The organism is Merdimmobilis hominis, assembly GCF_016901855.1.
GTDB lineage: Bacteria > Bacillota > Clostridia > Oscillospirales > Ruminococcaceae > Paludihabitans.
The window spans coordinates 76,240-97,358 of the sequence record NZ_JACJKY010000001.1; the positions used below are offsets into that span (position 1 = coordinate 76,240).

Here is a 21,119-nt window from a genome sequence, read left to right on the forward strand (position 1 = left end):
TGCGCCGTTATTCAACCGATTTGAGTGATTCGACCATGGAAACATGTGTAAGACGCGGATGCATTGCCGCCTGCACAGCCAAGGTGAATACAAGCGTCAGCAGCAGCGCATAGACATAAGAAAGCGGCGCAATCGTTCGATGGAACATCACCATGTCCACTTCTGCAACTGTGACAACAAACTGATGCAGAAGAACACCGAGTCCGCAGCCCAAAATCATGCCGAGCAAGGAAAGAATCATGTTTTCGCGGAAAACATACAGATCGACTTCCTTATCAAAGAAACCGAGCACCTTGATGGTTGCAATTTCGCGAATACGTTCTGTGATGTTGATGTTGGTCAGATTATAGAGCACTACAAATGCCAGCAAGCTTGCCGAAAGGATCAGTACAACGATAATCAGATTCAGCCGGTCAAACATATCGTTGAATGTCTGCGTCATTGTTTCGATTTGTGTGACGCTCAAAATCTCCTTGTTTTCAAGAATCTGTTCGGAAAGAGCACTCAAATCGGCGCCTTCCTCTGTTTGGACAAAAATTGTCCGGTATTCCGGTGCCTGTCCGCCAAATACCTGCGCATACTGATCTTTCGAGAGGTAGATGTAATGGTAAACATAGTTTTCTGTAATGCCTTCCACCGGAATGGAAACCGTCCGGCCATCCGAAGTCTTGCAGGAAATCGTATCGCCGACTGATAAATCCAGTGTATCGGCCATCTTTTCGGTGATCAGTGCACCGGAAGAGGGGGACGAACATGATTCTTTTGTCCGGCGATCTCTGAAGGTGATGAAATCTTCGATGACCTGATCGTTTTCCGGAACAAACAAATACGCATCCACCGATTCGTCATTCGAAGCGGTTGCAGTGACCTGCTCCTGTGCGGCAATCATTGTATTTTTTACTTCGCTTGAATCGTGAAGCAAATCGAGAATCTGCTGCTGCCGTTCGGTCGGTTCCTCCGGTGAATAGACATGATTCAATACAACATTCAGATCATAGTGATACAGATCGTTAAACTGTGAGGAAACAATGCCGGTGATGGAGTCTTTTAATCCGAAGCCCGTGAGCATCAGTGCTGTACATCCCGCAACACCGATGAGCGTCATGAAAAAGCGCTTTTTGTCCCGCAGGATATTGCGCATGGTGAGTTTCTGTGTGAACGAAAGGTGTCCCCAGATAAACGGAATGCGTTCTAAGAACACACGCTTGCCGTTTTTCGGCGGTTTCGGACGAATCAGTCCTGCCGGTACCTCTTTTAGTTCTTTATAGCACGCTGCAACGGCTGCAAGAATTGTCGCCGCAAAGAAAACAGCGGAAGCAAGCAGTGCAAGCGGCCAGTTGAACGGTGTTTGAATCGGCGGCGTGGTGTACATGATACTGTACGCTTTCCAGATGACACGGGGAAATACGACGAATCCGACGCTCAGTCCAACCACACAGCCGATGAATGATGTGACTGTCGCAAAAATCAGGTATTTCGCAATGATTGCTTTGCTTGTGTAGCCGAGTGCTTTCAAAACGCCGATCTGTGTACGCTGTTCTTCGATCATGCGCGTCATGGTGGTCAGACAAACAAGCGCCGCCACCAAGAAGAAAAAGACAGGGAATACGGCAGCAACTGCGTCTACGCGGTCGGCATCCTGTTCGAATCCGGACATTACCGTGTCGGTTGCACGCGTTTGTGTGTACCAGGTTGGTGTCTGTACATCGTCAATCTTCGTCTGTGCGTCCAAAAGCTGTTCATGTGCATCCGAAAGCTTTTGCTCGGTTTCAGCTTTTTTCTGTGTAAACAGTGCTTTATTTTCTTCGAGTTCTTTTTCACCCTGCTGAATCTCAGCCAGCGAATCATTTAAAACGCGCAGTCCCTCTGTTTTTTGCTGAAGGAGGGTGTTCATTCCTTCGGTGTATTGGCGCTCGCCGTCGGCAAGCTTTTGCACACCGTTTTGATATTCGGAAAGTCCCGCTAAATACTGTGCGTTTCCGGCTTCCCATTCGGCGCGTTTTTCATGAAGTGTTTGCTCCTGTTCATTGAGCTCTGTTTTGGCTTTGGAAAGCTCTTCGTAACCTTTCACACCTGCCTGTGCAAACAGCAAATCCCGTTTTGCCTGTGCAACCAGTGCGGTATCCTCGGGAGATTCTGCCATGACACGATCATATTCCGCCTGTGCTTCTTCTAAGCGGATTTTGGCAGTGCTTTCGCTTTCATATACGTCATCAAGCAGCTTTTTGGATGTTTCCCATCCGGTGAGCGCCGCCTGAAAAAGCTGTTCGCCTTGTTCAAGCTGTGCCTTTCCGTCATCAAGCTGCTGTTTTGCCGCATCAAGCTGCACTTTTGATTCTTCGAGCGTTTTTTTAGATTCATCCAAAAGCGTACGGGTTTTGCTTAACTGCAATTCGCCTTCGGAGATTTTGAAATCCAGTTCTGTTTTTCCGAGTTCCCATTCATTTTTTCCGTCTGTGAGCTTTTTTTCAGCCTCGGCAAGTGCTTGCTCACCTTTGGAAAGCTCTTCTTCTGCCTGTTTCTTTCCTTCTTCGTATTGTTTTGTTGCTTCATCGAGCTCTTCCTCTGCAGGACCAATCAATTCATCACGACGCCGTTCACAGGCATCGGTGCTGACGGATTCCACTTCGCTTTCAATCGAATCCATTTCTTGTTCGTAAGAGGAGCCGAATGTGAACAGTTCTTCTGAAAAATCGGTCGTCAGGTACACTTCCGTATATGCTTCCATCGAAAATGCTTCCGGAAGTGTAAAGAGGAAACTTGATACCTTGCCGCTTCCTTTTGTTGTGGAATTGCTGAGACTCGAAAGATACAGAGGATTTTTTACATAGCCGACAATCCGAAACGAGGTTTCGGCAAGAGAATTTTCTGCGTCCGGATCACTTTGCACATTGACTTCTAATGTGTCGCCGATCTCACAGCTTGGCGGAACGCTGTCGTTTAACACGAGTACCGCTTCATTTGCAGCAGTCGGCATTCGTCCTTCGACCAACACAGAGTTGTTGATTCCTTCTGTGATCGAGCGGATTCGCACAACGTGTTCGCCCGCTTCGCCGGCATCTTCCGGATTCGGCGGAAAGATGATGGTGTCATATTGATATGCGCCGGCTGCTTTTTCTACGCCGTCGAGTGATGAAAGCGTCTGCACATCATCGTCAGTCAGTCCGAGCGTTGACATCACACGCATGTCCATCAGATTGTTTTCTTTATAATAAGCATCGATTGACTGTTTCATATCGATACTGGTTGCTTTAATACCGCCGAAAAATCCGGCGCCCAGTGCAACGATCGCAACAATCGAAAAGAAACGGCTTTTATTCCGCAAGAAATCACGCAGAATTTCTTTTATAAATGAATGCTTCATAGATCACCACTCCAATGTTTGGACAGGAACAGGGTGTTCGTTTATATGCATGGAAGACACCAATCCGTTTTTGACCTCGATCACGCGGTCAGCCATTCCGGTGATGGCTTGGTTATGCGTGATAACAATGACGGTCATGCCGGTTTCTTTGCAGGTGTCCTGTAACAGTTTTAAGATCGTTTTACCGGTTTGATAGTCGAGTGCACCGGTCGGTTCGTCACAGAGCAAAAGCTTTGGATTTTTTGCAAGTGCCCGGGCGATTGCAACACGCTGCTGCTCGCCGCCGGAAAGCTGAGCAGGGAAGTTTCCTTTTCGTTCGGAAAGTCCCACCATGTCGAGCGTTTTTGCGGCGTCGAGCGGGTTTTTGCAGATTTCGCTTGCAAGCTCCACGTTTTCGAGCGCCGTGAGATTCTGCACAAGATTGTAAAACTGAAATACAAATCCGATATCCGAACGGCGATATGCAGTCAGCTGTTTGCGGTTATAGTCGCTGATGAGATTGCCGTCGACTGTGATTGTGCCGCCGTCACAGCTGTCCATGCCGCCTAAAACATTCAATATGGTGGATTTGCCGGCGCCGCTCGGACCGACGACAATCGCAAACTCTCCTTTTTCCACACAGAAATTCACACCGCTCAGTGCATGAATGTCGACTTCACCCATGCGGTATGTTTTTGTTACATTTTTAAACGTAATGAAAGGTTCCATAGCATACCCTCCCGAATAAAAACCGACCGCCAGTCGGTTTTGCTTTTCTTTATTATAGCATGTGTGATACGCAGATTCGTAACAAACCTGTGAACAATCGACATTCTTTTCATGTTTTTTTACCAGCAGATTTGTGGTATAATAACTTGCAAAGCGGTGATTATTCTTTTGATGTTAACTGCCGTTTTCCGTTTCTCTTTGCAGGCGGTCAAAAACATAAGAAATCCCATGCCGGTCTGCCGTTATGGGATAGAAATCCAATGAAATGAGAACAGGAGAAATTCAATGATACATTTAGATGAGTTATTATCCGAGCCGATTGGAAAACGGCAGATGTTTCGGCTGATCGACATCATTTTGCTGATCATGGCGACTTTTTTTGCGCTGGTGATTCGCTTGGCATTTTTTCCGATGCAGTCAGGCGACTATGTTTACTTTTTAAAGGACTGGTATGAATCGCTGCAATCAGCAGGTGGAATTCCGGGAATCGGCCTTTCAATCGGCAACTATACGCCGCAGTATCTTTATATTTTGGCCCTGTTGACATATCTGCCGATCAATAGTTTGTTTGCGATTAAGATTGTGTCGTGTGTATTTGATATTTTGGCGGCGATTTTGGCAGCAAAACTGTTTTTGTCGGTGTACAACAATCGTACCGGTGCAATTCTTGCATATACGGCGGTGCTTTTGTGTCCGACGGTGTGGTTGAACAGTGCCGCATGGGCACAGTGTGATTCGATTTTCACGTTTTTTCTCCTTGCATCCTTTTTTGCAGCGGTGAAAAACCGCCCGATTTTGACGTGTGTGTTTTTTGGACTTTCCTTTTCGTTTAAATTGCAGGCGATCTTTTTTGCGCCGCTTCTGCTTGTACTTGTTTTGCGCGGGAAAATGAAATTCCGCCATCTGTTTTTGATTCCGGCGGTTTATGTTGCAGGGATTTTGCCGGCGGCTTTGGCAGGGCGGAATTTCTTTGAAATGCTGCTTGTCTATTTAAATCAGGCAGGCACATACCGGAATCTGTCGAAAAACGCCGCGAGCTTCTGCGCGGTATTGGCAGATTCCCAAAGCAGCGGCATGAGTACGGCGATGATTCTCTTATGCGGTACAGCGGTGCTGTTTTTGCTGTGGTGGATTTGGGAAAAGAAATTGCCGATAACACCGGACTTTTTGCTTCAAGTATCGCTTCTGCTCTTGATTCTTGTACCGTTTTTGCTGCCGCACATGCACGAGCGGTATTTCTTCCCGGCAGATGTGTTTGCGTTGCTGTATGCAATTCGTCGGCCGAAACGTTTTTATGTGCCGATTCTTGTGGTGGGTGCGTCGTTTCTCACATATCTGCCGTTTTTGTTCGGAGAAGAACCGGTGCCGCTTGTTGTCTGTGCTGCGATGATGGGAAGTGCGCTTGTGTTGATGGCAAAACAGCTTTATACGGACGCGAAGGCGGCTGAAAACCGCTTGGTCAGTGTTCGGTACGACAAGATCTGAATGTTGGACTGAAATTTTAGCACTCGCATCAAAAGAGTGCTAAAATTCATGGTTTAGACATAATTTTGATAAGCATAGATCATAATTAACCGCTAAAATAAAAATCGTACCGAAGAGGTACGAGCAAATAAGACGCAAACAGAAAGGCGGTATCATGATGAATGCTCAAAAATTTACACAGCGTTCGCTCGAGGCGATTCAGTCCGCACAGGAACTGGCAATCGAACGGCAGACGCCGCAGCTGGACGAGGAGCATGTACTGCTTGCGCTTTTAACGCAGGATCAGGGGCTTATCCCACAGTTGCTTTCTTCCATGAATGTGGATACGGCTCGTTTGACTGCGGATACACAGGCGAAGGTGAATGCGCTTCCGTCTGTTTCGGGTCCCGGACGGGAAGCCGGAAAGATTTATGTAACACAGGATCTTGACCGAATGCTTACCACGGCGGAAAAAACGGCTGACAGCATGAAAGATGATTTTGTTTCGGTGGAGCACTTGTTTTTGGCAATGCTCGATGTGCCGAACCGTGCGGTCAAACAGCTTTTCTCCGACTATCATATTGAAAAGAATGCATTTTTGAATACGCTGATGTCCGTGCGTGGCAGTCAGCGTGTGACAACCGATTCACCGGAAGCAACGTATGATGCGCTGAAAAAGTACGGCACCGATTTGGTGGAACGTGCGCGCAGTCAGAAACTCGATCCGGTCATCGGCCGTGACGATGAGATTCGGAATGTGATCCGGATTCTCTCGCGTAAAACGAAAAACAACCCGGTGCTTATCGGTGAACCGGGTGTCGGTAAAACGGCAATCGCAGAAGGACTTGCACAGCGTATTGTCCGCGGTGATGTGCCGAACAGCTTGCAGAATAAGACGATTTTCTCACTTGATATGGGTTCGCTCATTGCCGGTGCAAAATTCCGCGGCGAGTTTGAAGAGCGGTTAAAAGCCGTACTCGCTGAAGTCAAAAAGTCAGACGGACAGATCATTCTGTTCATCGACGAGCTGCACACAATTGTCGGCGCAGGCAAAACAGACGGCGCAATGGATGCCGGCAACCTGTTAAAACCGATGCTTGCACGCGGTGAGCTGCACTGTATTGGTGCAACAACGCTCGATGAATACCGGCAGTACATCGAAAAAGACGCGGCACTTGAACGCCGATTCCAACCGGTTTTGGTCAATGAGCCGACCGTCGAGGATACAATCGCAATTCTGCGTGGCTTGAAAGAACGCTATGAGGTTTACCACGGCGTAAAAATTCAAGACCAGGCAATCATTGCGGCGGCAACGCTGTCGAACCGTTATATTTCCGACCGGTTCTTGCCGGATAAAGCAATCGACCTGATCGATGAAGCATGTGCAATGATTCGTACCGAGATCGACTCGATGCCGACAGAACTCGATGTCATCCAGCGCCGCATCATTCAGCATGAGATTGAAGAAGCTGCACTGTCGAAAGAAAACGATACGCTTTCGAAAGAGCATTTGGAGGAAATTCGCAAAGAACTTGCCGAAATGCGCAGCCAATTCAATGAAATGAAGGCAAAATGGGAAAATGAGAAATCGGCAATCGGCAAGGTGCAGACACTCCGTGCGCAGATTGAAGATTTGAACAAACAGATCGAGCGTGCCGAGCAGGAGTATGACTTAAACAAAGCAGCTGAGTTAAAATACGGCAAACTGCCTGCACTGACCAAAGAGCTCGAAGCAGAGGAGAAAAAAGCGGAAGAGCTTCCGGGCAATCAGTCGCTTCTGCGTGATAAGGTTACGGAAGAGGAAATCGCACGGATTATCGAGCGGTGGACGGGTATTCCGGTTGCAAAACTGATGGAAGGTGAGCGCGAGAAGCTTCTGCATTTGGATGAGAAACTACACGAGCGTGTGGTCGGCCAGAATGAGGCTGTCACCAAAGTCAGCGAAGCAATTCTTCGTTCGCGTGCAGGCATTCAGGCGCCGAACCGCCCGATCGGTTCGTTTTTGTTCTTAGGTCCGACCGGTGTCGGCAAGACAGAGCTTGCAAAAGCACTTGCAGAACTGTTGTTTGACGATGAACACAACATTGTGCGAATCGATATGAGCGAATACATGGAGAAATACTCTGTGTCCCGTTTGATCGGTGCTCCTCCCGGATATGTCGGCTATGAGGAGGGCGGTCAGCTGACTGAAGCGGTTCGCCGCAAACCTTATTCGGTTGTTTTGTTCGATGAGGTTGAGAAAGCGCATCCGGATGTGTTTAACGTCCTGCTTCAAGTGCTGGATGACGGCCGGATTACCGATTCGCAGGGCAGAACGGTTGACTTTAAGAACACAATTCTGATTTTGACTTCGAACCTTGGTTCCAACTTCCTGCTTGACGGTATTGATGCGTCGGGTGAAATCACACCGGAAGCTGAGGAGCAGGTGGAAGCGTTGCTCAAGCGTTCGTTCCGTCCGGAATTCTTAAACCGTTTAGATGAGATTGTCATGTACAAACCGCTCACACGCGACGATATGACAAAGATCATCGATTTGATGCTCAAAGATGTCAACCGCCGCCTGGAAGCACAGCAGCTTTCGTGTGTCGTCACACCGGAGGCAAAGGCATATATCATCGAAAACGGATATGATCCGATGTATGGTGCACGTCCGCTTCGCCGGTTTATCCAGCGGAATGTCGAAACGCTGATTGCAAAGGCGATTTTGTCACAGGATATGCAGATGAACAGCGTACTGACTGTCGGACTGCAAAACGGGGAACTGACTGTATCGGTTTCTAAACCGGAATAAAAGGCAATATGCCTGATATGAAAAAAATCCTGACCAGTTGGTCAGGATTTTTTTATTTGTTCGGGGTTATTTACCCGCAATTGTTAAGCCGTCTACCAGTGCATCTGCACTGCCGAGCACTGTTACGCCCGACGGGTAGTCGAGGTAAAATGCGTTGTCAAAGCCGCGGATGTTTTTTAACAGGTCAAAGAAGTTGCCTGCTACCGTAAACGAACGAACCGCGCCGCCAAGCTTGCCGTTTTCAATCGTAAAGCCTTCGCTGTCAATTGAAAAGTCGCCGGTGATCGCGTTTGCGCCTGCGTGCAAACCTTTGAGCGCCGTGATATAAACACCCGATTCGATACCGTCGATGAGTGTGTCGAACGAAGCATCGCCCGGCTGTAAATAGAAGCAGTATGGACTGATCGAAACTGCATCTGCATAGCTGTGTTTTGCACCGTTTGCGGTGGAAGCAACGCCTGCTTTCTGCGCTGTTTTGCGGTTGTGCAAGAGTGTTTTCAGTACACCGTTTTCAATGACTGGCTTTGTGAAGGTCGCGACACCTTCCGCGTCAAACGACATCTGTACCGGACTGTCCTTGTAAAACGGATCATCGATGAGTGTGACACACGGTGATGCAATCGTTTCATTCTCTTTGCCGGACAACAGCGAAAGACCTTTCTGTGCCGCGTCTGCCGAGAATACCGATAAAAACGCCGACAGAATCGTGCACATCTGCTCGCCGCTGAATACAACCGGCATCTGTCCGGATGTCTGCTGTTTTGCATGGAGTTTTGAAACTGCACGAGAAACTGCGGTTTTTGCAATGTTTTTCGCATCAAGCTCGGACAGCTTGCCATAAGCGAACGTCATGCCGTCGGTCGATTCTTCGCCGTCGCGTGCAACCGGACCACTTACCAATACATCGTAGCCATAGTCAGCGGAAAAATCAAGTCCGTTTGAGTTAAACAGCCAGATTTTTTTACGCACGCCGCCGCAGGAGGTTTCTGTGCCGGTCGTGATGCGGTCATCTGCCGCATATGCCGCTTCCTGTGCCTCCATTGCCGTGTGGATATAATCACTGCTCGAAGCAAGCGGGGAACGGCTCTGCAGCACCACCGGGCGATAGGTATCGCCTGCCTTGTAAAACGGCTGTGCGTCGCCGCTTTCGATGAGTTTTGCATTTTCGAGTGCACGTGCGGGGAGCGCGGCAAGTTCATCTTCCGTAAACAGTTCGGTCGACGCATAGCCGATGTTATTGCCGGTTAAACACCGAAAGCAAACGCCTGCGACTTCTTCACTGCTGAATTCTTTGACTTCGCGTTCAAAGATTGTGACGTCGGTGCCCTGTGCCTCTTCAAAATAGAGCTCGTACTCGTTGATTCCTGCTTTGGCTGCGGCATCCGAGATGATCTGTTTCATTTCATTTTGATTCATAACGCATCCTCCTTATCTGCCGCCGACGGTGATGGACGAAACGCGGATGAGCGGCTGACCAACGTCTGTCGGGATGCTGCCGCTCGAGGAGCCGCACATACCCTGTGCCGTTTCAAGGTTTTGTCCAACCATGTCGATGTTCATGAGAATCTCTTTGCCGTTTCCGACGAGGCTTGCGCCGCGGACCGGCTCGCAGATTTTACCGTTTCTGATGATATAACCCTCGGTGACGGCAAAGTTAAACGCACCGGTGAGCGGGTTGACTGAGCCGCCACCCATCTGTTTTGCATATAAGCCGTCTTCGATCGAAGCGATGATGTCCTCGTTTTTGTCGGGACCGTTTTCGATAAATGTGTTCGTCATACGAGAGGTCGGTGCAAACGAATAGCCCTGGCGGCGGCTGTTGCCGGTCGGCGCCATGCCCATACGTCTGCCGTTTAATTTGTCGATCATATACGATTTCAAAATACCGTTTTCAATCAGCACGTTGCGTGCAGACGGGGTGCCTTCGTCGTCGATATTGATGGAACCCCAAGCATTCGGGATCGTACCGTCATCGACTGCGGTGACCTTTTCATTTGCGATCTGCTGACCGAGTTTGCCGGCAAACTGTGATGCGTTGATCGCCACGGATGTTGCCTCGAGAGAATGGCCGCACGCCTCGTGGAAAATAACGCCGCCGAAGCCATTTTCAATCGCAACTGTTTTTGTGCCTGCTTTGCAGTATTCGGCATCGAGCATTGTAAGCGCCTGACACGCAGCCTTCTCACCGATCGAGCGCGGCGGGATCATCTCGAACAATTCAAGACCCATCCGTCTGCCCGGTGAGCAGGAACCGGTCTGGTTTTCGCCCGGTTTGCTTGCGACAGCCTGTACCGCCATGCGGGTGCGGATCTGCCGGTCGGAGGTCAAAAGTCCGTCGCTGTTTGCGATAAGGATTTCGTGGTCGACGTCAAGCAGTGTTGCTGCTACCTGAGAAATGCGGTCACCCTGTGCAAACGCTGCGTCGGACGCCTCTTTGACAAGGTCAATTTTCACTTGCTTTAACGCGGTTGCCGGAACAATGCGAATCGGATGGATATCACCGAACCGGCGCTCATTTAAGTGGATGGAAACCTCTTCTTTTCCTTCGCCGAGTGCGTCTGCCACACGTTTTGCGCAGGCGATCAGACCGCTGCGGGTTAAATCGGTCGTTGACGCATTGACGCAGCGCAGTCCTTTAAAGACACGGATGCCGACACCGCTCAACAGCGCGTCAGTGACCTGCTCGACACGGCGGTCGATCATGGAAACCTGATTGGTTTTTGTGCGCTCCGCATAGATTTCAGCGAAATCCGCACCGGAAGACATTGCGGTATGAAGTGCTTCCGTTAAAAGTTCTCTCTGGATCATAAAATCTCCTTTCCGCACACAAGGTGCAGGGAATGTTTCGGCATGCTTTGCTGTACATGTACTTGCAAAACAAACCGCTTTGGTGTTTATTGTATACCATTTTGATAATAAATTCAACTGTATCGCATCGTATTTACAGACAGGACATACAAACATGAAATTTGAAAATCGTACGAATTTGTAGTATAATAAAGAAAATGAAAACGGGAGGTCGTATGATGAAAAAGCTTGACAAAGAACAGCTGAAGCTTTCAAAAGTAAAGGAAGTCAAGGTTGTAAAAGAATTTCGTGAGTTTATTTCGCGCGGAAACGTAATTGATATGGCCGTCGGTATCATTGTCGGTACTGCGTTTACTGCGATTGTCAATTCGATGGTAAAAGATATTTTGACGCCGGTCGTCGGATTTTTGATGGGTGGTGTCAATTTTGAGGATTTAAAATGGGTGATTGCTCCTGCGACAGAGGAAACAGCGGCAGTTTCGCTCAACTACGGGATGTTCATTCAAAAAATTGTCGAATTTTTAATCATCTCACTGTCGGTTTTCATCCTTGTAAAGGTGCTCAACATGCTGCGCAGAAAACGCACGAAACAAGAAGAGAAAAAAGAGCCGCCGAAGCCGTCGGATGAGGTGCTGCTGCTCACGGAAATCCGCGATTTGTTAAAGCGGGAGAACACGCCCGCAGCGGACGCGTCCGCCGTGTCAGAATCGGATGAGTATGATGCTGCTTCTGTACATAATCCGGAATAAAATAAAAAAGCTGCTCTTAAAAGAGCAGCTTTTTTATTGTTTCGATTTTGGAAACGGCAGTTCATCGTACATTTCCTCGAGCAGCTGTGTTAAAAAATCGCGATCATCAACGCAGTCGACACGCAGATATTTTTTTCTGCCGTCTGTATTGATGGAATCATAGGGCGCATCGGGGAGCAATCTGATTGCAGACGGTACAGGTCTTACTAAAAAACGATCATCACAAATGTATGCTGCAACTTTTCCGCGATAGTACAGTAAATATTCGCCCATCATTCTGCGACAGGTGATCCCATCAAGAGAGGATAGCTGATCTAATAAAAAATCCATATAGTCTTTGCTCGTTGACACAAGATAACCTCCTTTTAAATCGTTGTCATCAGAAAGAGATCGGTTATGGTTTGGAATCCGTGTGTTCAATCAATGAAGCAAACGAAATGGCGTCTGTGCCGAATTTTTGGCGTACACGATCCATAGCCGCATCGATTTTTTGGTTTTTCTCTTCCCGGCTTGTATCGTCAAAAGAGAAAAATGAGGTTTGCGTGCCGAGTGAATCGGGTACGAGATTTGCACCGCCAATACCGAGCATTCGCACACGTGTGGAATCATTGGTGCAGCTTTCGATCAGCTCCCGTGCACAGCGATACATTGTTTTAGCGGAGTGTGTCGGTGCCGCAAGCGTGCACTGCCGCTGAATGGACGTAAATGCAGGCGTTTTGATTTGCAGCTGAACCGTCTGGCATTTTGCACCTGCCTGCCGCAGCCGGGCAGCTACCTGATCACACAGCGCGAGCGCGGCAGGCAAAATTTCCGCTGTGCCGCACAGGTCGGCGGGGTAGGTAATCTGATTGCTCACCGATTTCGGGAAGCGATTGACTGCATCCTCATAGCGTGAAACAGGTGCATGTTCCATACCGTTTGCATACAGCCAGAGCATTTCGCCTGCTTTTTGCAGATGGCGGTTTAGAAAATCACGATCGCAAGCGGCTAAATCGCCGATTGTATGAATCGCATATTTTTCAAAAAAAGCAGTGGTGCGTTTGCCCACAAAGAGCAGGTCAGAAACGGGGAGAGGGTAGAGCAGTGAGCGGAAATTTTCACGCGTGATGACGGTTGTAGCGTCCGGCTTTTTATAGTCACTGCCAAGCTTTGCAAAAATCTTATTAAATGAAACGCCGACCGATACGGTGAGTCCCAATTCGTTTTTGACGCGCTCATGAATGGCTTCTGCGATTTCTTCGCCCGTTCCGAACAGCATCCGGCTGCCTGTGACGTCAAGCCAGCTTTCATCGATCCCGAACGGCTCGACCAAATCGGTAAACGAACAGTAGATCGCGTTTAGTCGTTTGGAATATTCATGATAAAGCTTGTGATGCGGCGGTGTTAAGAACAGATCGGGGCATTTTTGCTTTGCCTGCCAGATTGTTTCCGCTGTTTTGACGCCGCATGCTTTGGCAAGCTCGTTTTTCGCTAAAATAATGCCATGACGGCTGTCCGGATTGCCGCAGACTGCCATCGGAATCTCTTTATATTCAGGACGAAGAATGCACTCTACCGACGCATAAAAATTGTTGCAGTCGCTGTGCAGAATCACGCGGTCCATATGGTTCACCTGCCTTTTTTTCAGTATACCACACCCGCATATTTTATTCAAGAACAATCGTTCACGCCTGCGGCGAGCAATCGCTTCGCGCACTCTATAGGGAGTGGATGCTATATCTTTCCGCCAGTGCTTGCCGCAGGCGAATCAATCCCGCTTAGCGGGCACCTGCGGTGCGGCGGTCGCTTCGCACACTCTATAGGGAGCGGGTGCGAAGCCTTTGCACTGGTTTTTTAAAAGGAAAAAGCAGGGAAAGACCCTGCTTTTGTTTCTTTTAATATTGATATTTTTCGTGGAAGAAATTCCGCATTAGGCAATCCTGTCCAATGCGACTGCCCCCACCGTTGCGGCCTCAGCCGCAACGATTAACGCCGGGCTTAGCCCGGTTAGAGGGTGCCGAAAATGCGGTCGCCTGCGTCACCCAGTCCCGGTACAATGTATGCGTGATCGTTTAACTTCTCGTCAAGCGCTGCGCAGTATACCTCGACGTCCGGATGTGCTTTTGTCAGTGCGTCCAGACCTTCCGGTGCCGCAATGATGCACATGAATTTGATTGATTTGACACCATGGTTTTTGAGCAGACGAACAGCATCCACCGCCGAACCACCGGTTGCCAGCATCGGATCAAGCAGAATGACATCGCGGTTTTCAACGTCTGCCGGCAGCTTGCAGTAATATTCGTGCGGCTCTTTCGTCACCGGATCACGATATAAACCGATGTGTCCGACTTTTGCCGCCGGAATCATGTTCAGCACACCGTCCACCATGCCAAGTCCGGCACGCAGAATCGGAACAAATGCGAGCTTTTTGCCAGCAAGCGTCTTTGCCGTTGTTTTGCAGATCGGTGTTTCAACTTCGATTTCTGTGGTAGACAAATTGCGGGTTGCCTCGTAGCACATAAACATCGCAATTTCGGAAATCAGCGCCCGGAATTCTTTCGAGCCTGTCCGTTTGTCGCGAAGGAGCGTGACTTTGTGGTCGATGAGCGGATGATTCATGATAAACGGCTGTTTCATAACATGACTCCTTTTTTATGATTATTTTTGTTCCAGTGCAGTGATTAAATCAACGCGGCGCTGATGTCTGCCGCCTTCGAACGGTGTTTTCAAGAAAATAGACAGCAATTCTTCTGCCAAACCGCCCGCAATGACACGTGCGCCGAAGCAGATCACGTTTGCATCATTGTGCAGACGGGTGTATTTTGTGGAGAAACAGTCGGTGCAAAGTGCAGCACGAATACCGTCAATCTTGTTTGCTGCGATCGAAATACCGATACCGGTACCGCAGATTAAAAGCGCGCAGTCTGCTTCTTTTGAAAGAACCTTTTCGCAGGTCGCCTCTGCAATATTCGGGTAGTCAACGCTTTCCTCCGAGTAGCAACCGCAGTCGATCGGTGTGAGTCCCTGGTCGGAAAGCCACTGAATCAGCTGATTTTTAAGCTGGAAACCAGCGTGGTCGCTGCCAACGGCAATGCGGGAAAATACAAATTCGTTTGTCATAAAGATTGTCCTCCTGTTGATTGTTTACGCAGCAGTTCACGCTGTGCCTGCGGCAAACGTAAATAAAATGGCATTAAATCAGCGGCATCGGTACAGTCTTGCGGGAAATGGCTGAGTGCACAGCGTGCAACGCTTGATGCGCGCTGCATCCGGTTTGGTTCGGATGCCAAAACGAGTGTCGGAAATTCATCGGAAAGTTCTTTAAAGCACAGATGTGCACCGTCTCCGACGAGTGTAATCGGTGCATCCGCAAAGGATGCAATCGTTTCCCTGAGTGATGCAATCGAACATGCTGTATCCGGTGTCAGACGTGTCATTGTTTGGTTTTCTGCTTCAAACAGCGCACAATATACCTGTTTGCAGCGCGCGTCCATTGCCGCTAGGATGATACCGTTTTGATCGATCATATTATACGCGAGTGCTTCCAGTGTCGAAACACCGATGCACGGCTTTGAAAGTCCGAGTGCCAAGCCTTTGACCGCACCGATGCCGATGCGAAGTCCTGTAAACGAACCGGGACCGCTGCTGACTGCAAACAGCTCGGTTTCGGAGAGTGCAGCGCCGCAGCAGGAGAGTGCCGATTCGATCATTGGCATCAATGTCTGTGAATGTGTGCGCATCGTATTCACGGAAAATTCCGCAATGACATGAGTGTCATCACAAAAGCTGACCGATGTGGTTTTTGCAGAAGTGTCAAGCGCAAGAATTTTCAAAATTTTCCGCCTCCGTAAATTCGAATTGACCGCGTGGTTTCATCGGTTTTCTCAATATCAATAAAAATGGTTTGTTCCTCGTCAAGCACACCGGCGATGTTTTCGCTCCATTCAATCGCTAAAATGCCGCCTTGCTCCATGTAGTCGAAAAAGCCGGTGGAGTAAAGATCGTCAAGTGTGTGTACCCGGTACATGTCAAAATGATATAACGGGATGGGACCCGGATATTCATGCACAATCGCAAAGGTGGGACTAGCCGCTTCGCCTTTACAGCCAAGCCCTTCAAACAGTCCGCGGACAAATGCTGTTTTTCCCGCGCCAAGACCACCTAAAAAAGCAATCACATCGCCCGGAGAAAGCTTTGCGGCAATTTCTTTTGCAATCGATTCTGTTTCGTTTACAGAATGCGAAGTGTATTGTTGCATAATTCCTCCTATAAAAAGGGTTTTCCTCACAAAACAACTGTCGGCGACCATGCGTTTTTTCTGAAAAAAGCGCAAACCGACAGTTTTTTCGCTTCTATTATAGTATTTCACAAAGACAAATTCAAGTATTCTGTAGAAAAAAAGAAAAAGGTATGGTATACTAAAACCAATTCTTGAAATCATGTTAAAGGAGAAACGATCTATGCTTTCGGACATCAAAATCGCACAACAGGCAAAAATGAAGCCGATCATGCAAATTGCAGAGGACTTGCAGATTAACGAGCAGTATGTTGAGCCGTACGGACGGTATAAATGCAAACTCGATCATGCGCTGTTTGATTCGCTCAAAGACAAGGCGGACGGAAAGCTTATTTTGGTGACGGCAATTAACCCAACGCCTGCCGGTGAGGGAAAAACCACAACAACAGTAGGTCTTGGTCAGGCAATGAAGAAGATCGGCAAAAATGCAATCATTGCGCTGCGTGAGCCGTCCTTAGGACCGGTGTTCGGCATCAAAGGCGGCGCGGCTGGCGGCGGCTATGCGCAGGTTGTACCGATGGAGGATATCAACCTGCATTTTACCGGCGATATGCACGCGATTACCGCGGCAAACAACCTGCTTTCCGCACTGGTTGACAACCATTTGCAGCAGGGCAATGCACTTTCGCTCGATCCAAGACGCATTTTGTTTAAACGCTGTCTTGATATGAATGACCGTGCACTGCGTAATGTCACGATTGGTCTGGGCGGAAAACTCAATGGTATTCCGCGTGAAGACGGCTTCCAGATCACAGTTGCAAGCGAGATTATGGCAATTTTGTGCCTTGCAACCGATCTTGCGGATTTAAAAGAGCGGCTTGCATCGATTCTTGTGGGCTATACGTACGATAATCGTCCGCTGTTTGCGCGCGATTTCAAAGCAGAGGGTGCAATGACTGCACTGTTAAAAGACGCGCTCAAGCCAAACCTTGTGCAGACGCTCGAGAACACGCCGGCGATTATGCACGGCGGCCCGTTTGCAAACATTGCGCACGGATGCAACTCGATCACCGCAACAAAGCTTGCATTGAAACTCGCAGATTACACAATTACCGAAGCGGGCTTCGGCTCTGACCTTGGTGCGGAGAAATTCCTGGATATCAAATGCCGGTTCGGCAATCTGCATCCGGACTGCATCGTTGTTGTTGCGACAATTCGTGCACTGAAATACAACGGCGGTGTGGACAAAGCGCATGTAGCAGAGGAAAACATGGATGCGCTCAAAGCAGGCATCAAAAATCTCGGTGCGCATATCGACAATATGCGGCTGTACGGCGTGCCGGTTGTGGTGGCGATCAACCGTTTCTTGACCGATACCGACGAGGAAGTCCGGTTTGTTTCTTCGTACTGTGCAGAAAAACAGGTGGAATGTGCATATTCCGAAGTGTTTGCAAAAGGCGGAGAGGGCGGCATCGAACTTGCTGAGACCGTTTGCCGTGTTATTGAAGAAAATGCGGAAACAACACACTTTGCACCGATTTACGAAGATGACACCACCGTCTATGAGAAAATGGATGCGATTGCGAAAAAGATTTATCATGCGGGTGATGTTTCTTATACACCGGCGGCAAAACGTGCGATCCGTGAGATTGAGTCGCTTGGAATGGGCAATTATCCGGTCTGCGTTGCAAAGACACAGTATTCACTGTCGGATGATCCGACGCTGCTCGGTGCACCGGAAGGCTTTACACTGAATGTACGCGACGTCCGCGTCAACGCAGGTGCGCGCTTTATTGTGGCATATACCGGAACGATTGTGACAATGCCCGGTTTGCCGAAAGTTCCGGCGGCAGAGCGTATTGATGTCACTGAGGACGGCGTCATCGAAGGCCTCTTCTAAGGCACCTGCGGTGCGGGCACTTGCAGTGCGGCAGTTCACGCCTAACGGCGTGGATTCTATCGAGAGAAAAGCCTTTGTTATAGGTGCTTTCTTGAAGAGCGCTTCCGCATTGGGCAGCAAGAAACAGGCAGAGCCTGCCCAATGCGAAGGAACGCCGCAAGGCGCGGCAGTCGCTTCGCACAGTTTCCGGGAAGTGTTTGCTATATCTTTGCATGGATGCTTTCTTAAGGAGCACTTCCGCATTGGGCAGCAAGAAACAGGCGGAGCCCGCCCAATGCGAAGGAACGCCGCAAGGCGCGGCGAATCAATACCGCTTAGCGGGGGAGGAATTTATGAAAGGAATTTTGAATCGGGTGGGTGAATTTTTAAAAACACTCGATTTGATTACTGTTTTTATATGCCTTGCTTGTTCCGGAATCAGCATGGCGTGTCTGCTCTCATTTTATTCATATGGACAGCGAACCGCGAAAGTTGTCATTGTACAGGCGGCGGCAATTCTGATCGGATTGGTCGTTGCGCTGTTTCTGTCAAAGATCGATTATAATATCATGACAAAGCTTTGGAAAATGCATGCGCCGCTTGCCGTTGGGCTTGTATTGCTCACATTTGTGATCGGTGTTGCACCAAACCCAAATGCACCGACCGATAAAGCGTGGCTCGATCTTGGCGTCACGACATTTCAGCCGTCGGAGCTTTTAAAGCTGTCATTCATTTTAACGTTTTCGCTTCATTTGTCACATGTGGGCGGCGAAATCAACCGGCCGAAGAATTTTCTTTTGCTGTGTCTGCATGCGATGGCACCGTTTGGATTGATTGTCCTGCAAAGTGATATCGGTACCGCGATGGTATTTATGATGATTTTTGTCGTTATGATGTTTACAGCAGGACTTTCCTGGCGGCTGATTGCCGTGGGACTCATCGGCGCTGCTGCGGTTGTGCCGGTTGCATGGATGTATCTGCCCGACTTTTTAAAATCGCGCTTTTTGGCGGCACAGAATCCGGAACTCTATCTGTCCGGCGACGGAAAAGGATGGCAGCAATATCTTGGACGAATTGCGCTTGGTTCGGGACAGCTTTCAGGCCGCGGATTGTTTAAACAGGACAGCCTCTACTATGTACCCGAGGCACACAACGATTTTATCTTTTCTTATATCGGGCAAACAATGGGATTTATCGGCTGTCTCGCTGCGCTGTTGCTTCTGACGGCATTATGTGTTAAAATATTGCTGACAGCACGTGCATCAAAAGATACAGAGGGAACACTCATTTGCTGCGGCGTGTTTGCAATGCTGTTTTTCCAGATTGTCGTGAACATCGGCATGGTATTGTGTATTGTTCCGGTTGTCGGCGTAACGCTTCCGTTTTTCAGCGCCGGCGGCACATCCGCTGTCGTCAACTATATGGCGATCGGATTGGTATTGAGTGTGTACCGAAAAAATAAAAAGACAACGACTGTATTTTAATATAGAAAGGAGAACGCTATGCGAGTGATTACCGGAAGCGCACGCGGACGTGTGCTTTTGCCGGTTGCCGGAATGGATGTCCGTCCGACAACCGATAAAGTGAAAGAAGCCGTGTTCAGTGCGATTCAATTTGAAGTGGAGGGCGCGCGAGTGCTTGATCTGTTCTGCGGCTCCGGTCAAATGGGAATCGAAGCACTGTCCCGCGGCGCACAATCCTGTGTGTTTGTGGATTCTTCGCGTGCGTCTCAGGATGTGACGAAAAAAAATCTCACAACAACAGGTCTGATGAAACAGGCGCGTGTTGCCGCGATGGATTATCAGATGTTTTTAAAATCCTCAAAAGATACGTTTGATCTTGTGTTTTTGGATCCGCCGTATTCAAAAGGATTTGTGCAGGAAGCACTGCCGCTGATCGCACCGCTTGTTTCTGCGAACGGCGTTATTCTGTGTGAGCACGAGCGCAGTGATCAGCCGCCGCTGTCGTTTGGTGGTTTTGTTCGGACAAAGGAATATCGTTATGGCAGAATTTCGATTTCGGCGTTTCGCAGACAGGATCAAAAAGAGGAGGCGCAGGAATGAGAATTGCAGTGTGTCCGGGTAGCTTTGACCCGGTGACAAGAGGCCATTTGGATATTATCACACGTGCTGCAGGGTTATTTGACAAAGTGATTGTAACGGTCAGTGTGAATGCGGAAAAATCGCCTTGTTTTTCGCTTTCTGAGCGTGTGGAACTCATTGAAAAATGCATTTCCGATCTGCATAATGTGCAGGTGGATGTGATGGATGAGCTTTTGGCGAACTATGTAAAACGCGTAGGCGCTTGTGCGATTGTCAAAGGTCTTCGCGCAGTTTCCGATTTTGAATATGAATTTCAGATGGCGCTTGCAAATAAAAAACTATATCCGCAGGCGGAAACCGTCTTTTTAACAACCCGTCATCAAAACATGTATTTAAGCTCAAGTCTTGTCAAACAAATTGCTTGGTTCGGCGGTGATATCAGCGACTGTGTTCCGCCTGAGATTCATGACATTGTGAAAGCAAGACTGCTTCGTCAAAGACAAATGAAGGAGGAAATCCACTATGACAATACGTGAAAATCTCGATTTAATTGATGATATCTTGGATGCGGCATGGACTGTACCGCTGTCCGGCGGCCGATGCGTGGTTGATATTGAAAAAATCCGTGAAGCACTTGATGATATCCGTTTGAATATGCCGAGCGAATTAAAACAGGCGCGCACGATTGTGGATGATCGTAAAATCATCATTGACGATGCACGGAAAGAAGCGGAATCAAAGCTTAAAATTGCAGAAGAACGTGCCAAAAAACTTGTGGATACCAGCGAGATCGTCAAACAAAGCCAACAGCGTGCAAAAGAGATTCTGGCACAGGCGAATACGCAGAGCCGCGAGATCAAACGTGCCGCAAATGAATATGTCGAGAATATTTTGAAGAATGCGGAAGAGCTTTTGATCAATTCGCTGCAGGAGATTAAGACAACCCGTCAGGCAGTACGGAAACCTGCAGCTGCACCTGCTGTCCCGTCTCCTGAGATTAAATCTCCTGAGACAAAACACGATGTTAGGGATTCGGAACACACCGAAAAAACAAAATAAAAAACAAAAGATGAAAAAGATCACCTGCAGATATTCTGC

General features: G+C 48.6%; 18 protein-coding genes. 8 read left to right on the plus strand and 10 right to left on the minus strand.

Going from position 1 to position 21,119, the window contains the following annotated elements:
• Window positions 1-7 precede the first annotated feature (7 nt).
• Both H6A12_RS00430 and H6A12_RS00435 read right to left on the minus strand, forming a co-directional pair.
• Window positions 8-3,364: an FtsX-like permease family protein gene (locus tag H6A12_RS00430; RefSeq protein WP_204443569.1), complete on the minus strand. Its 3,357-nt coding sequence runs from the start codon at window positions 3,362-3,364 to the stop codon at window positions 8-10.
• Window positions 3,365-3,367: 3 nt separating this feature from the next.
• Window positions 3,368-4,072 (minus strand): ABC transporter ATP-binding protein, encoded by a 705-nt coding sequence (locus tag H6A12_RS00435; RefSeq protein WP_204443572.1) that lies wholly within the window; start codon window positions 4,070-4,072, stop codon window positions 3,368-3,370.
• A 285-nt stretch (window positions 4,073-4,357) separates the two neighbouring features.
• Here H6A12_RS00435 and H6A12_RS00440 point away from each other — a divergent pair, with 285 nt between their 5' ends.
• Together H6A12_RS00440 and clpB are read left to right on the plus strand one after the other, a co-directional pair.
• Window positions 4,358-5,557: a glycosyltransferase 87 family protein gene (locus H6A12_RS00440; protein ID WP_204443574.1), complete on the plus strand. Its 1,200-nt coding sequence runs from the start codon at window positions 4,358-4,360 to the stop codon at window positions 5,555-5,557.
• A 157-nt stretch (window positions 5,558-5,714) separates the two neighbouring features.
• Window positions 5,715-8,327 (plus strand): ATP-dependent chaperone ClpB, encoded by a 2,613-nt coding sequence (clpB, locus tag H6A12_RS00445; protein ID WP_204443992.1) that lies wholly within the window; start codon window positions 5,715-5,717, stop codon window positions 8,325-8,327.
• A gap of 66 nt (window positions 8,328-8,393) precedes the next feature.
• Here the strand turns inward: clpB and H6A12_RS00450 are convergent, their stop codons facing one another.
• The gene (locus H6A12_RS00450) at window positions 8,394-9,743 is read right to left on the minus strand and encodes a TldD/PmbA family protein (RefSeq protein WP_204443576.1); all 1,350 of its coding nucleotides are present in this window, start codon (window positions 9,741-9,743) and stop codon (window positions 8,394-8,396) included.
• Window positions 9,744-9,755: 12 nt separating this feature from the next.
• Window positions 9,756-11,135, minus strand: coding sequence for a TldD/PmbA family protein (locus H6A12_RS00455; RefSeq protein ID WP_204443578.1), 1,380 nt, complete (start codon window positions 11,133-11,135; stop codon window positions 9,756-9,758).
• Window positions 11,136-11,350: 215 nt separating this feature from the next.
• Between H6A12_RS00455 and mscL the strand changes: the two genes are divergently transcribed.
• Window positions 11,351-11,884: a large-conductance mechanosensitive channel protein MscL gene (gene mscL / locus H6A12_RS00460; RefSeq protein WP_345941203.1), complete on the plus strand. Its 534-nt coding sequence runs from the start codon at window positions 11,351-11,353 to the stop codon at window positions 11,882-11,884.
• 33 nt (window positions 11,885-11,917) lie between these two features.
• On the opposite strand, the gene H6A12_RS00465 is transcribed toward mscL, so the two are convergent.
• The 6 genes from H6A12_RS00465 to tsaE all read right to left on the minus strand — a co-directional run bounded on the left by H6A12_RS00465 (window position 11,918) and on the right by tsaE (window position 16,121).
• Entirely contained in the window at window positions 11,918-12,235 is a 318-nt protein-coding gene (locus tag H6A12_RS00465) for a TfoX/Sxy family protein (protein WP_204443580.1), read from the minus strand.
• A gap of 43 nt (window positions 12,236-12,278) precedes the next feature.
• Window positions 12,279-13,487 (minus strand): DNA polymerase IV, encoded by a 1,209-nt coding sequence (dinB, locus tag H6A12_RS00470; RefSeq protein WP_204443590.1) that lies wholly within the window; start codon window positions 13,485-13,487, stop codon window positions 12,279-12,281.
• 383 nt (window positions 13,488-13,870) lie between these two features.
• Entirely contained in the window at window positions 13,871-14,500 is a 630-nt protein-coding gene (upp, locus tag H6A12_RS00475) for a uracil phosphoribosyltransferase (protein WP_204443593.1), read from the minus strand.
• A 21-nt stretch (window positions 14,501-14,521) separates the two neighbouring features.
• Complete coding sequence (gene rpiB / locus H6A12_RS00480) at window positions 14,522-14,983, minus strand: ribose 5-phosphate isomerase B (RefSeq protein WP_204443595.1); 462 nt, start codon at window positions 14,981-14,983, stop codon at window positions 14,522-14,524.
• The gene (gene tsaB, locus H6A12_RS00485) at window positions 14,980-15,696 is read right to left on the minus strand and encodes a tRNA (adenosine(37)-N6)-threonylcarbamoyltransferase complex dimerization subunit type 1 TsaB (RefSeq protein WP_207753171.1); all 717 of its coding nucleotides are present in this window, start codon (window positions 15,694-15,696) and stop codon (window positions 14,980-14,982) included. The genes rpiB and tsaB overlap by 4 nt, the downstream gene beginning before the upstream one ends.
• On the minus strand, window positions 15,693-16,121 hold the full coding sequence (gene tsaE, locus H6A12_RS00490; protein ID WP_204443604.1) for a tRNA (adenosine(37)-N6)-threonylcarbamoyltransferase complex ATPase subunit type 1 TsaE: 429 nt from the start codon (window positions 16,119-16,121) through the stop codon (window positions 15,693-15,695). The genes tsaB and tsaE overlap by 4 nt, the downstream gene beginning before the upstream one ends.
• Window positions 16,122-16,323: 202 nt before the next feature.
• Here tsaE and H6A12_RS00495 point away from each other — a divergent pair, with 202 nt between their 5' ends.
• From H6A12_RS00495 to H6A12_RS00515, 5 genes are all read left to right on the plus strand, one after another.
• Window positions 16,324-18,000: a formate--tetrahydrofolate ligase gene (locus tag H6A12_RS00495; RefSeq protein WP_204443606.1), complete on the plus strand. Its 1,677-nt coding sequence runs from the start codon at window positions 16,324-16,326 to the stop codon at window positions 17,998-18,000.
• Between the two features lie 242 nt (window positions 18,001-18,242).
• Entirely contained in the window at window positions 18,243-19,463 is a 1,221-nt protein-coding gene (locus H6A12_RS00500) for an FtsW/RodA/SpoVE family cell cycle protein (RefSeq protein ID WP_204443608.1), read from the plus strand.
• Between the two features lie 18 nt (window positions 19,464-19,481).
• Window positions 19,482-20,042 carry a 16S rRNA (guanine(966)-N(2))-methyltransferase RsmD gene (rsmD, locus tag H6A12_RS00505; protein ID WP_204443610.1) on the plus strand — a complete coding sequence of 187 codons (561 nt, stop codon included), beginning with the start codon at window positions 19,482-19,484 and terminating at the stop codon, window positions 20,040-20,042.
• The gene (coaD, locus tag H6A12_RS00510; protein WP_204443613.1) at window positions 20,039-20,557 is read left to right on the plus strand and encodes a pantetheine-phosphate adenylyltransferase; all 519 of its coding nucleotides are present in this window, start codon (window positions 20,039-20,041) and stop codon (window positions 20,555-20,557) included. Before rsmD ends, coaD begins: the two co-directional genes overlap by 4 nt.
• On the plus strand, window positions 20,544-21,080 hold the full coding sequence (locus H6A12_RS00515) for an ATPase (protein WP_204443615.1): 537 nt from the start codon (window positions 20,544-20,546) through the stop codon (window positions 21,078-21,080). The genes coaD and H6A12_RS00515 overlap by 14 nt, the downstream gene beginning before the upstream one ends.
• Window positions 21,081-21,119 lie beyond the last annotated feature (39 nt).

Bases quoted from the DNA above. Each gene is read 5' to 3' on its own strand.
- H6A12_RS00430 (WP_204443569.1), bottom strand. From the start codon at position 3,364: ATGAAGCATTCATTTATAAAAGAAATTCTGCGTGATTTCTTGCGGAAT.
- H6A12_RS00435 (WP_204443572.1), bottom strand. From the start codon at position 4,072: ATGGAACCTTTCATTACGTTTAAAAATGTAACAAAAACATACCGCATG.
- H6A12_RS00440 (WP_204443574.1), top strand. From the start codon at position 4,358: ATGATACATTTAGATGAGTTATTATCCGAGCCGATTGGAAAACGGCAG.
- clpB (WP_204443992.1), top strand. From the start codon at position 5,715: ATGAATGCTCAAAAATTTACACAGCGTTCGCTCGAGGCGATTCAGTCC.
- H6A12_RS00450 (WP_204443576.1), bottom strand. From the start codon at position 9,743: ATGAATCAAAATGAAATGAAACAGATCATCTCGGATGCCGCAGCCAAA.
- H6A12_RS00455 (WP_204443578.1), bottom strand. From the start codon at position 11,135: ATGATCCAGAGAGAACTTTTAACGGAAGCACTTCATACCGCAATGTCT.
- mscL (WP_345941203.1), top strand. From the start codon at position 11,351: ATGATGAAAAAGCTTGACAAAGAACAGCTGAAGCTTTCAAAAGTAAAG.
- dinB (WP_204443590.1), bottom strand. From the start codon at position 13,487: ATGGACCGCGTGATTCTGCACAGCGACTGCAACAATTTTTATGCGTCG.
- upp (WP_204443593.1), bottom strand. From the start codon at position 14,500: ATGAAACAGCCGTTTATCATGAATCATCCGCTCATCGACCACAAAGTC.
- rpiB (WP_204443595.1), bottom strand. From the start codon at position 14,983: ATGACAAACGAATTTGTATTTTCCCGCATTGCCGTTGGCAGCGACCAC.
- tsaE (WP_204443604.1), bottom strand. From the start codon at position 16,121: ATGCAACAATACACTTCGCATTCTGTAAACGAAACAGAATCGATTGCA.
- H6A12_RS00495 (WP_204443606.1), top strand. From the start codon at position 16,324: ATGCTTTCGGACATCAAAATCGCACAACAGGCAAAAATGAAGCCGATC.
- rsmD (WP_204443610.1), top strand. From the start codon at position 19,482: ATGCGAGTGATTACCGGAAGCGCACGCGGACGTGTGCTTTTGCCGGTT.
- coaD (WP_204443613.1), top strand. From the start codon at position 20,039: ATGAGAATTGCAGTGTGTCCGGGTAGCTTTGACCCGGTGACAAGAGGC.
- H6A12_RS00515 (WP_204443615.1), top strand. From the start codon at position 20,544: ATGACAATACGTGAAAATCTCGATTTAATTGATGATATCTTGGATGCG.